Below are 11,630 nucleotides of genomic sequence, written 5' to 3' on the forward strand. Positions count from 1 at the left end.
CATGTCTGCAATCGTACTGAGCTTCGATATGACCTGGGGAGCACTAGGCCCGGATGACCTGCGCTTCCGGCGCATCGTGCGCACAAACCTCGTATTGGCACTATTGTTCGGTATCATCATGCCGTTCCTGCCACTGCCGGAAGTCGTGAAGCCGGTACAAGTCGAGCCGCCGCGAATGGTACAACTGCTGTTCGAACAGGACGAAGTTAAACCCCCGCCACCGCCGCCGCCAGTACCTGTCAAGCAGGAACCCGAGCCTGTCAAGGAAAAGGTAGAAGCGCCTAAGCCGGTTGTGAAGAAACCGGTCGTGGTAAAGAAGCAGATCCAGGAAAAGCCCAAGATCAGTGCGCGCGAGCAGGCCGAACAATCCGGATTGCTGGCATTGCGCGATTCCCTCTCCGACCTGCGTCAGAATTCGGTTTCACAGAGCTTTTCCAAGAAGGGCGAACTCTCCCAGGCGGTCGGTTCGGCCAAGCAGACAGAGCGCGCCATTCTGACTTCCGGCACCACACGCGGCAGCGGCGGAATACAGACCTCCAGCCTGAGCCGTAATACCGGTGGCGGAGAACTGGCCGGTCGCAGCACCACCAGGGTGCACAGTCCAACCGGTAATGCCGCCGGAACTACGGTCGGTGGCAAAGGCAATGGCGGGAAATCGGCCGGTCGCAGCATCGAGGAAATACAGATGGTGTTCGATCGCAACAAGGGATCGATCTATAGCGTTTACAATCGGGCCTTGCGTTCTGACCCGAGCCTTAAAGGCAAGCTCGTACTGCGCCTGACCATTGCACCGTCCGGCAAAGTGATTAGCTGTGAACTGGTTTCCAACGAGCTGGGTAACCAGGATCTGGGCGAAAAAATCGCTGGCCGGGTCAAACTGTTCAATTTCGGCGCAAAAGACGTATCGGAGATCACCATCACCTATCCGATAGACTTCCTGCCCGCTTAGTTGCCTAGCATCGCTTGCGAGCAGGGCCATCATGCTGAAGCTACTGGTATTGGCGTTACTGTGCCTGACCAGATCCTGCGCTTACTACATATACGGCTACACGCAGCGGGACGCCTAGAACCGGTACGTCCCGATCGGCGACACACCCGGTGATTTCAGGCGCAAGCGACTCGGTTACATCATGGGCTGCAGTGCACCGATTGACGGCTTCGTAGCCGCTCATGGCTATCCTGACATGACCTACGAGACCACCATCAACAACCGTGCGGCGCTTGCGCTCTATTACGTGAAGCCAAATGAAGTATATGTATTCATTGAGAAAAACAGGAATCCTGATTCCAGGTACCTGCTGGATCACCGGCGCCGCCTTGACAGCGAGCGCGCAGCCTATGCGGAATTGAGCGGGACTATGAGCTTGGATTCCATCTAGCCTGCGCTATCGCTCGCAGTTGCAACCGGACACAGCCGGTATTTAACGCCCGCGTTCCGAAACAGCTACCGCCACCATCCTTTCCGCCCGCCGGCGCAGCAGCGCTGCATCGAGTCGGCAATTCCGCATGCTCACAACACTGCGCGACCAGCAGCAAACCCGCTACAATGCGCCGCATGCATGAAACAGCACCACATCCGGTCGACACGGCGGTTGTCACAGCCCGCGGTCTGAGCAAGCGCTACGGCGGCCGGGTCGTGGTCGACAATGTGAATTTCGACATACCGCCTGGATGCTGTTTCGGGTTTCTCGGACCGAACGGGGCAGGGAAGACCACCACGTTGCGTATGGCGATGGGGCTGACACCACCCAGCTCAGGCTCACTGTCGATCTTCGGCCTGCCGGTGGGCGTACACGCCGGCAGAATACGCAGCCGGACGGGCATCGTCCCGCAGGCCGACAACCTTGACCCCGATTTCAGCGTCGAGGAAAACCTTATTGTCTATGCCACTTTTTTCGGCCTGTCGCGCAAACAGGTATTACCACGTATCGAAGCCCTGCTCGAGTTCGTCTCGCTGTCCGACCGCCGCCGAGCCAAGACCACAACCCTGTCGGGCGGCATGCAGCGCAGACTGACGATCGCTCGTGCACTGGTCAATGATCCGGAACTGGTCGTTCTGGATGAGCCCACGACAGGCCTGGATCCACAGGCGCGTCATGTCATATGGGGACGTCTCGGCGAACTCAAGGCCAGCGGCAAAACACTCCTGCTGACGACTCATTACATGGAGGAAGCCGAGCGCCTGTGTGACGATCTGGTGATCATGGACCACGGCCGGATTCTTGCCCGGGGTTCACCGCGGGAGCTGGTAACGATGCACGTTGAACCGGAAATCGTCGAGGTCCGCGGACAGAGCGGCGCACTCGCCCAGCTGGCTGCGCTGGCCGGTTGCCGCCTGGAGCGCATGGGTAACAGCCTCTACTGCTATACAGACAATGCCGCAGCCCTAATCGAACAACTCAAGGATCGCCCGGCGCTCAGATTCATCCATCGCCCGACCGGACTTGAAGACGTGTTTCTGCGTTTGACCGGCAGGGAGTTGCGTGACTGATGACTGACCTGAGCCTGCCGCGCCTGCGCCCTGGGGCGCTTGCCGTCTGGAGACGGAACATCCTGGTCTGGCGGAAACTGCTGATACCGGCGCTGCTGATGAATTTCGGTGAGCCGACGCTCTACCTGCTGGGATTGGGCTACGGTATCGGCCACTTCGTCGGTGCAATGTCCGGTATGCCGTACCTTGCGTTCCTGGCCTCCGGCATCATCGCCTCGAGCGCCATGACCACTGCCAGCTTCGAGGGAATGTACTCGGTATACACCCGCATGGTACCTCAGAAGACTTACGACGCACTGCTCGCAACCCCGCTGGAGATAGACGATGTCTTGGCCGGCGAAATGCTTTGGTGCGCGACAAAAAGCCTGTTCAGCGGGATGGCGATACTCACCGTAGCGGCGGCGCTGGGGGTGGTGGACGGCTGGCAGGCACTCTGGGTGTTGCCTGTGGTGTTCCTGACAGGTATGTGTTTTGCTGGCCCGGCCATGATCATGGCCGCCCTGGCAAGCAATTACGACTTCTTCAACTATTTCTTCGTGCTTGTCATCACGCCGATGTTCATTCTGTGCGGGGTTTTCTATCCGATCGAGACCCTGCCACAGGCAGCGCAGGGCCCGGTCGGACTACTGCCACTTACACATGCCGTTGCATTGACGCGCGCACTGGTCGCCGGGGCTCCGCTTGAACAACCCTGGCTGCATCTCGGCGTACTCCTCGCGTATGCGCTCGTCTGCTACTATATCGCCGTTATCCTGGTCAGAAGAAAGCTGCTGGTATGAACATGCACTACCACGCAGTACAATCGGTATGTTCACCTCCGCTGGTCATTGCCGCCATAGCGCATAACGCCGTGGCACCTGAACCGTGTCACCCACGGACCCGGGTATGAAGGGAGTGAAATCCCGCTACCGGATGCGCTGGCTATTCGAACTCGCTGCATTCCTGCTGCTGATACTGCTCATCAATACCTGGCAGTCACGTGATGCACCGACGGGTACCGCACCCGACTTCACAGGCACATTGCTGGACGGCAGCCGGGCCGCATTGTCACATTTCCGCGGCAGACCGGTGCTGCTGCATTTCTGGGCGACCTGGTGCCCGGTCTGTGCCATGGAGCAAGGGACCATCGACGCCCTCGCCGAGGAATATCAGGTCGTGACCGTTGCCATCGACGATGATTCCGCCGCGGTTCAGGACTACCTGCGTACAAGGGGATTCGACTACCCTGTCATCCATGATCCCGACGGCGCCATTGCCCGGACATACGCCATTCGCGGGATTCCAGCCAGCTTCGTGCTCGATGCCGAGGGCCGCATCCGCTTCGTCGAGATGGGCTATACCACCGGCCTGGGCCTGCGCCTGCGGCTGTGGTGGGCGGGGAGGAACCGGCACACCATGGCGGCATCCGGGACTTGATATCTCAGTGCAGCACCACAATATTGGACCCATTCGCCTTACTACAGGAGTGCGAACGTGTATGATTCCAGGCACATCGTCTGCCCCCATTGCAACGCAGTGAACCGTGTCGCCGCCAACCGGCTTGCTGACCAGCCCGCTTGCGGCAAATGCCATCGGCCGCTGTTTACCGCCCACCCGCTGGACCTCAATGGCAACAATTTCGAACAGCACATCGGCCGCAGCGATATCCCGGTCGTGGTCGACTTCTGGGCACCCTGGTGCGGACCATGCAAGATGATGGCTCCCGCATTCGAGCAGGCCGCCGCCCAACTGGAACCGCGAACCAGGCTCGCCAAGCTCAATACCGAGAACGAGCCGGCACTAGCCAGCCGGTTTCGCATCCAGAGCATCCCGACCCTGGCGCTGTTCCGCGACGGTCGTGAGATCGCGCGTCAGCCGGGTGCCATGGGGGCGGGCGATATCGTGCGCTGGGTGAATACACATGTGCGCTAGGCCAGATTCACCGAGCTGCAGTCAAGCAGACTGACAGGGCTACGGATCGGCAACTGCGGCCGGACCATCGCGTCAAGGCAGGGGGGTACAGGCAGTCCAGCCGAGCCCGGGAATCCGGCCATCGCCAGGCGGCCCTGCCGCTAGCCGGCAGTGAACAACGTGCGCTGGCGGCAGCAATTGACTCCCCGCCGGCGGCGTCGATAATGATCGCTATCCCGATGTCGCCGACCACCGACTGCGCGCAGCCATGCCTGACTGGATCGCTCATCTTAACAGCAACGTTTTGTCGCACTACCGGACGCGTCTGGTAGGCGGGTTTGACGAGCCGTTTTACCGGGCACACCGCGATGAAATCCCGGCCGAGATCCAATTCACCCGTGATTACGAACGCAGCGCGCTGCATGAACTCGCGCACTGGTGCGTGGCAGGGGAGGCACGCCGCCGCCTGGATGATTACGGTTACTGGTACGCCCCGGACGGGCGCACCAACGACCAGCAGCGGGCATTCTTCGAGGTCGAGGTCACGCCGCAGGCGCTTGAGAAACATTTCTGTATGGCGCTGGGCATAGCCTTTTGCGTCAGCGTCGACAACCTCGGCAATGGGGCCGTAGACGGAATCGAGGGCTTCGCCGCAGCAGTGAACATGTGCTTCGACCGTTACACCCGCCACGGGCTGCCTGCGCGTGCGGCACTGATCAGCCGCCATCTCAGCGTTTACCGCCATGCATCTGAAAAAAATAACAATCAACCTATTGCATGATATTGCAGTACGACTTTCACAACTGCGGAGCACGCGGCGATGCTTGCCGCGAATGCGCCGGCTGCCGCTGGCAGCCCTGTTGTGCTGGCTGAGCGCATGCCTCGTCACCGCCGTGCCTGCGGAAGATACCCGTAACGGCGAATGCGTCATCCTCTTGCATGGCCTCGGACGCACCGCGCTCTCGATGCGTACCATCGAAGCGGCTCTGACCGATGCGGGCTACTGCGTCCGGAACAGGAGCTATCCCTCGCGGTCGGCTGACATCGAATGGCTCGCTGCCGCAGCCATCGGTGACGGCCTGGCATACTGTGAATGGCATGACGCAAGCAGGATTCATTTTGTCACCCACTCGCTGGGAGGGATCCTGGTACGCCAGTATCTGCAGGATAACCGCATCGAAAATCTGGGTCGCATCGTCATGCTGAGCCCGCCCAACCAGGGCAGCGAAATCGCCGAATTATTAAAGGCGCGACCACTCTACCGCTACGCGGCCGGTCCCGCCGGAGCGCAACTGGGCACCGGCAACGACAGCGTACCGTTGCACCTCGCCCCGATCCCCGGGCAGATTGGAATCATCACCGGCGCCAGTAGTCTGGATCCCTGGTTCTCACCCCTGATTCCCGGGGCCGACGATGGCAAGGTTTCGGTCGAGCGTGCCAGGCTCGCCGAAATGCACGATTTCCTCGTGGTCGATCATGGACATACCTTCATCATGCAGGCCGGCGAGGTCATTGCCCAGATTATCGCTTTTCTGCAGACGGGGAGCTTCCGCCACGAGCCGGCTGGAGGAGCGTCAGCTACGGGTAGTTAAGACATCAGTCGCTCAGGCCGATAGCCGGAATAATCCGGAACCCAAGAAACCGGGGTAGCTTATGGGTAATACTTCATGCCGGTTCTTTAGTTTGCTCGGGCCTATGCTGCTGGTCAGCGCGCTGGCGGCATGCGCAGCAGAACCGGCCCGCATGAGCCAGTCACGCCCGGCACAAGCAGCTGCCGAGACCGCAACACACCCCGGCGCACGCATCGCGGCCACCCTGATCGGCACACCCTACCGCTATGGCGGCGCCTCTCCGCGCGGCTTCGATTGCAGTGGTTTGGTGTATTACGCCTATCGCAAGGCCGGCATACCGGTCCCGCGCACGACTCGCGCACAGCTGCGCCATGCCGCCCGCATCCCGCGCAACCGGCTCCAGCCGGGCGATCTGGTTTTCTTCAAGCTCGACAGACGACCGGTATCACATGTTGGCATCTATGCGGGTAACGACCGCTTCATACATGCCCCGTCCAACGGCAAGCCCGTATCCTATACCCCCATGAACGATCCTTACTGGCAGGCGCGCTACGTCACTGCCGGGCGATATTACTGAAGCGAACGGGCAGGGCGGGCACTGGTCACCGGGCATGTTGCCGTACCGTAGCCGGTATCCCCCCAGACCAGGCGCAGATGGCCTGGCACGACCTTGCAGTTGTATCATGGGCCTATGCGGAAGAGCATCGCACACCCCTTCGCGCTGGTTGCGGCGCTGATGCTAGGACTTGCTTCATCGTACGTCATGCCATCACCACCGACATCATTGCAGGATTGCCCGGCCAGCCCCAACTGTGTCTCCAGCCAGGCTGCGGATCCGGCACATGGAATCGAAGCATTCCAATATTCCGGCTCCGCTGCGGAGGCCATGCGTCGACTGCGGTCAGCACTGCTGTCCGAAAAGCGGATTACCCTGGTGACAGAAACGGCTGGCTATATCCATGCCGAGGCACGCAGCCTGGTATTCCGCTTCGTGGACGACATCGAGTTCCTGCTCGATCCCGCGCAGTCTCTGATCCAGGTGCGCTCAGCGGCACGAACCGGTTACAGCGATTTCGGCGTCAATCGCAAACGCCTGGAACGGATCCGGCGGAACTTCAGTCCGCAGCGGTGATGGCACGTGCCGGAAGAGGGTGTCAGCAAGTTTGTCCTGCACTATACGCACATGCCGGCTGGCAGTGTGGACCTGCCTGAGGCTCTGAATCAATGGCGCAGCCGGCTCTGGCAGCATCGTCTCATCGGCTACCTGGCAGCATCTGGCGGTGGCATAGGCTACGGCAATGTCAGCCGCCGCATCCAAACCGGCCTCAGCGGGGCCGGATTTCGCGGCTTCATCATCAGCGGCACACAAACCGGCGCACTCGCAATGCTCGACGCCAGCCAGTATTGCTTGGTGACCGACTGGGACGCAGAGCAGAATCGCGTAACCGCGCAAGGCCCCGTGAGACCGTCTTCTGAAGCGCTGACACACGGCATGCTCTATGACCTGGATGCTGACATCAATGTCGTATTTCATGTACATTCAGCGACCATTTGGCAGGCGGCGAGGCGATTGGGTCTGGCAACGACGAAACCTGCGGTAGCGTATGGCACCCCGGAGATGGCGAGCGAAGTGGCACGTCTGTACCGCAATGCCGACTTCACCCGGCAAACGGTCTTTGCCATGGGCGGGCATCGGGACGGCATTGTCGCATTCGGTCCCGACGAGGAAACTGCCGGCCGTGCGCTCCTGGAAACCCTCGAGCACAGCCAGCGGCTCTGAAATACTGCTGCCTAGGCAATCAAGCAGGATCGGCAACGGGCCTTGTCACGGGAGCCCGTTACCGAGCGCGACGCGCGACTGCGGAGTTTCACTGAACTTCCCGGGTCAAATTTATGCCAAATGCTTTTGTCCCTAGCATGCTGGCAGCCACATGATGCATAAAACGGCAGAACCCCAGTATGACAGGCAGCGAAGACAAACCGAAGGCGAGCGTACGCTGTTTACACCAGGTGGGCCTGTGAGAGCGGTTGCGAACAGCGGCATAACAGCAGGGGGATCCTGCCGTGCCGGATCCGTTATGCCGGTCTCCAGTATATTTAACATAATATACATTACACGAACTAATACGCATGCGCATGACACCCCAAGCCCCAGGCCCCCACATACCCTGCCGCGGTCCGGCCAACCTGGATTTGCAGGCATGAACCGCAGTCGCCTGCGTCCCTGGCTGCTGCTGTGCTGCCTGCTCATCCATGGCACGGTCCGGGCCGAGACATTCCTGCTGCCGCCCGATGACGTTGACGTGATCGGCCGCCTGGAATTCACCAGCGCCGGCCGCAAGGATACCTTGCTCGATATCGCGCGCCGGTATGACATCGGCCAGAATGAAATCCTGCTCGCCAACCCGACCGTCGACCGCTGGATGCCCGAGGACAACTCGCGCGTGATCATCCCGAGTCGCTATGTGCTGCCCAAGGCCGAGCGCACCGGCGTCGTCATCAACCTGCCGGAGATGCGTCTCTATTACTTTCCCAGCCAGAAGGCTAAGAGTGGCCAGCCCAGGACCATGATCACCCACCCGATCAGCGTGGGACGCATGGACTGGCGCTCGCCGCTGGGCAAGACCACCATTGTCAGCAAGCAGACCGATCCCACCTGGACGCCGCCCGAATCCATCAAGCAGGAGGCGCTGGCCGACGGTCGCGTACTGCCGGACGTGGTACCGGGCGGGCCGGACAACCCGCTCGGACGCTTCGCCATGCGCCTGGGCAAGGCCGGCTACCTCATACACAGCACCAACAAGCCCTACGGGGTTGGCATGCGCGTCACGCATGGCTGCATCCGCATGTACCCGGAAGACATCGAGGGTCTGTTTGCCGATATACCCGTGGGCACCCAGGTTAACCTGGTCAACCAGCCAATCAAGCTCGGCTGGCTGGCTGGCGCGCTGTTTCTGGAACTGCATCCGCCACTCGAGGAAGACGAACCGCTTTACCAGGATTATCTGCAGCGCGTCCTCGACGCCGTCGCCGACATGCTTGCCGAGCAGCCCGATGCCACCGGCCTGAATGCCGACCGGCGCCTGAGTCTGAGCGGTGCCGCCCTGCGTCAGGCAGTGGAAGAAAAAAGCGGGATACCCATCCAGATAACGCGTTGATCCGGACCAGCGTCACCCCGCCTGAAAAAGACAAGGCCCCTCGCGGGGCCTTGTCAGGTGCTGTGCACGTAAGCGTCGCTTACTTGTGCATCGCCTTCTTGAACATACGGTCGATCTTGGTTTCCGTATCCTCCGCGATGGCCTTCGCCTCGTTGGCCGTCCGCAGGGCATCGGCAGACTGGGATCTGGCAGCTGCGGCATCAGACTTGGCAGCTGCAGCATCCGCACTTGCGGCATCGACCTTGGCCTGCAGGGCAGCCATCTCGGCGTTACCGGTAGAGGCACAGCCGGACAGACCCACCATCACGGCCGCCACTGCAGCCAGTGCATACATGCGAACTCGACTCGAAATATAGACAGACATTCCTTTCTCCTGCTCGAAAATTGAAAAGCGATAATGATCCAACCACCCTGTTGGCCGGCGGTTGGTGCGTATGCTACATGAAATCCGCAACAACTTGAAATGACGTCAAACAGCGACAAATCCACCTGCGATCAGCGAATTTCCACTGGTGTGCCGACCTCCACCCATTCCAGCAATTCCTCGATCTCCGCGTTCGTCAGCGCTACGCAGCCATTGGTCCAGTTGTAGTCCCTGTGTATCTCGGCATCACCCTCGCCCAGGCCATGGATGCCGATCATCCCGCCCAGTGCCGTGTTCTGCGGTGGCCGTACACCGGTCTTGGCAGCTCGACGAATTGCCAACCATTCTTCCTTGCTAATCAATTTATTAAAGAATCCTCTTGAAGCCGTATCTAGATCTGGATAGTTCAGTCCGAGGAACCGGTGATAGCGGGTACGCGTCGTGATCCAGCCTATCGTGAAATAGCCGAGCGGCGTCTTGTTGTCCCCTCTGTGCTTGGCGTCTGTCACGCCGAAGCGCCCGATCGCGATGTCGTCGAAGCGCTTGAGTACCTCGCCTTCCCGCATGACCGCCAGCGTACCGGCGTTTGTATCAACCAGTATGTGCACGTCGGCCGCGACCGCGTTACCGGCAACCACCAGTACCAGCAAGAACAGCAGACGAAACCCGGGACGACAGAATGGCATTTTTGCTATACCCTTTGACTGCGCGTTGGCGCGCGGCTGGAAACGGCGTGCATTGTACCTGTAACACGGTCGTTGTGGCGCCATGCCAGCCCTGCCTTGAGAACGCCGAATGCATCGTATTTCCCGGGACGACAGCCCCGCCCCCGCGAGTGTCCGCGCGCAAGAACTGGAAGCCGCAATGACAGATTACTACGCGTCTGAGTTCCTACTGAATGCAGGCGTCGTCTATCTCAACCACGCCGCCGTAGCGCCTTGGCCACGTCGAACCGTCGACGCAGTACGGGATTTCGCCGCCGAAAACGGTCACTACGGCTCACGCAACTACGCCGACTGGGTACACACCGAATCACTGTTGCGCGAGCAGCTCCGCCAGTTACTGCATGCCCGCTCGACCGAAGAAATCGCGTTGCTCAAGAACACGTCCGAAGCCCTGTCGGTCGTGGCCTGGGGATTACCCTGGATTGCTGGGGACAACGTCGTGGTAAGCAACCAGGAGTTTCCTTCTAATCGCGTGGTCTGGGAGTCACTCGACACCCTGGGTGTGGAGACACGCGTTGCCGATCTGAATAATGCCGACACCCCCGAGGCCGCGCTGATCGCCAGTATGGATGACCGTACCCGGCTGCTGGCGGTCAGTTCCGTACAGTTCGGCACGGGGTTGCGACTCGACCTCGAACAGCTCGGCGCCGCCTGCCGCGCACGCAATGTGCTGTTCTGCGTGGATGCGATCCAGAGCCTTGGCGCGATGGATCTCAACGTGCGCCGCTGCCAGGCAGATTTCGCGATGGCTGACGGACACAAGTGGATGCTGGCACCGGAGGGACTCGCGGTATTCTACTGCCGCCGGGAGATCATGGATCGGCTGGTACTGCGCCAGTATGGCTGGCACATGCTGAGAGACCCGCTCGACTTCGACGGCCGCTCCCGTGCGGTAGCGACCGATGCACGCCGGTTCGAATGTGGCAGTCCGAACATGCTGGGAATCCATGCCCTGCATGCCAGTCTTGATCTGTTGCTCGAAGTCGGCATCGACCGCATCGAGCGGCAGATTACGGCGCACACACGCTATATGCTGGATTTCCTGGCGGCTCGTGCGGACCGTTACGAAACCATCACGCCCGGCGCACCCGGCAGGTACGCCGGCATCGTCACCTTCAGACCGCGTCACGGCGCTCCGGACGCCCTCTTCGAAAGACTCCGGCAGCACCAGATCGCCTGCGCGCTGCGCGGCGGTGGCGTGCGCCTTTCGCCGCACTTCTACACGCCCCGCGCGCAACTGCACGCCGCCCTGGAACTGCTGGATGAATAGTCATCCGCGCAACGCCAACCGCGAGACGCCGCATTCATATTCACACGCGCCCTGCCGATAGTCACTGGGATGAGAACGGTGCCTCCGGTCTGCGCCATGCAACTCGACGCCACCATTCCAGTCTAACTTGTTAGTTGCTGTTTTTTATATAAATTCGTAGT

Annotated in this window: 15 protein-coding genes; 13 read left to right on the top strand and 2 right to left on the bottom strand. The window is 60.5% G+C overall.

Annotated features, from left to right (window positions below):
• Position 1 precedes the first annotated feature (1 nt).
• From R3F42_01575 to R3F42_01630, 12 genes are all read left to right on the top strand, one after another.
• Complete coding sequence (locus R3F42_01575) at positions 2-949, top strand: AgmX/PglI C-terminal domain-containing protein (protein MEZ5540714.1); 948 nt, start codon at positions 2-4, stop codon at positions 947-949.
• A gap of 235 nt (positions 950-1,184) precedes the next feature.
• On the top strand, positions 1,185-1,379 hold the full coding sequence (locus R3F42_01580; protein MEZ5540715.1) for a hypothetical protein: 195 nt from the start codon (positions 1,185-1,187) through the stop codon (positions 1,377-1,379).
• A gap of 167 nt (positions 1,380-1,546) precedes the next feature.
• Positions 1,547-2,491: an ATP-binding cassette domain-containing protein gene (locus R3F42_01585; GenBank protein MEZ5540716.1), complete on the top strand. Its 945-nt coding sequence runs from the start codon at positions 1,547-1,549 to the stop codon at positions 2,489-2,491.
• Positions 2,491-3,270 carry an ABC transporter permease gene (locus R3F42_01590; GenBank protein MEZ5540717.1) on the top strand — a complete coding sequence of 260 codons (780 nt, stop codon included), beginning with the start codon at positions 2,491-2,493 and terminating at the stop codon, positions 3,268-3,270. Before R3F42_01585 ends, R3F42_01590 begins: the two co-directional genes overlap by 1 nt.
• A 106-nt stretch (positions 3,271-3,376) precedes the next feature.
• A complete protein-coding gene (locus R3F42_01595) occupies positions 3,377-3,907 on the top strand; it encodes a TlpA disulfide reductase family protein (protein MEZ5540718.1) in 531 nt (176 codons plus the stop codon).
• 57 nt (positions 3,908-3,964) lie between these two features.
• Positions 3,965-4,402 carry a thioredoxin TrxC gene (gene trxC, locus R3F42_01600; GenBank protein MEZ5540719.1) on the top strand — a complete coding sequence of 146 codons (438 nt, stop codon included), beginning with the start codon at positions 3,965-3,967 and terminating at the stop codon, positions 4,400-4,402.
• 247 nt (positions 4,403-4,649) lie between these two features.
• A complete protein-coding gene (locus tag R3F42_01605; protein MEZ5540720.1) occupies positions 4,650-5,162 on the top strand; it encodes an elongation factor P hydroxylase in 513 nt (170 codons plus the stop codon).
• Positions 5,163-5,214: 52 nt separating this feature from the next.
• Positions 5,215-5,973 (top strand): alpha/beta fold hydrolase, encoded by a 759-nt coding sequence (locus R3F42_01610; GenBank protein MEZ5540721.1) that lies wholly within the window; start codon positions 5,215-5,217, stop codon positions 5,971-5,973.
• 151 nt (positions 5,974-6,124) lie between these two features.
• Positions 6,125-6,529: a C40 family peptidase gene (locus R3F42_01615; protein ID MEZ5540722.1), complete on the top strand. Its 405-nt coding sequence runs from the start codon at positions 6,125-6,127 to the stop codon at positions 6,527-6,529.
• Positions 6,530-6,715: 186 nt separating this feature from the next.
• Complete coding sequence (locus tag R3F42_01620) at positions 6,716-7,084, top strand: DUF1499 domain-containing protein (GenBank protein MEZ5540723.1); 369 nt, start codon at positions 6,716-6,718, stop codon at positions 7,082-7,084.
• A gap of 6 nt (positions 7,085-7,090) precedes the next feature.
• A complete protein-coding gene (locus R3F42_01625) occupies positions 7,091-7,732 on the top strand; it encodes a class II aldolase/adducin family protein (protein ID MEZ5540724.1) in 642 nt (213 codons plus the stop codon).
• A 421-nt stretch (positions 7,733-8,153) separates the two neighbouring features.
• Complete coding sequence (locus R3F42_01630) at positions 8,154-9,110, top strand: L,D-transpeptidase family protein (protein MEZ5540725.1); 957 nt, start codon at positions 8,154-8,156, stop codon at positions 9,108-9,110.
• Positions 9,111-9,189: 79 nt separating this feature from the next.
• On the opposite strand, the gene R3F42_01635 is transcribed toward R3F42_01630, so the two are convergent.
• Positions 9,190-9,474 carry an Lpp/OprI family alanine-zipper lipoprotein gene (locus R3F42_01635; protein ID MEZ5540726.1) on the bottom strand — a complete coding sequence of 95 codons (285 nt, stop codon included), beginning with the start codon at positions 9,472-9,474 and terminating at the stop codon, positions 9,190-9,192.
• 131 nt (positions 9,475-9,605) lie between these two features.
• Positions 9,606-10,160 (bottom strand): L,D-transpeptidase, encoded by a 555-nt coding sequence (locus R3F42_01640; protein MEZ5540727.1) that lies wholly within the window; start codon positions 10,158-10,160, stop codon positions 9,606-9,608.
• Between the two features lie 178 nt (positions 10,161-10,338).
• On the opposite strand from R3F42_01640, the gene R3F42_01645 reads away from it, so the two are divergent.
• Positions 10,339-11,469 carry an aminotransferase class V-fold PLP-dependent enzyme gene (locus tag R3F42_01645; protein MEZ5540728.1) on the top strand — a complete coding sequence of 377 codons (1,131 nt, stop codon included), beginning with the start codon at positions 10,339-10,341 and terminating at the stop codon, positions 11,467-11,469.
• Positions 11,470-11,630: the final 161 nt, after the last annotated feature.

It is taken from the genome of Pseudomonadota bacterium (genome assembly GCA_041395565.1).
Lineage (GTDB): Bacteria > Pseudomonadota > Gammaproteobacteria > UBA9214 > UBA9214 > UBA9214.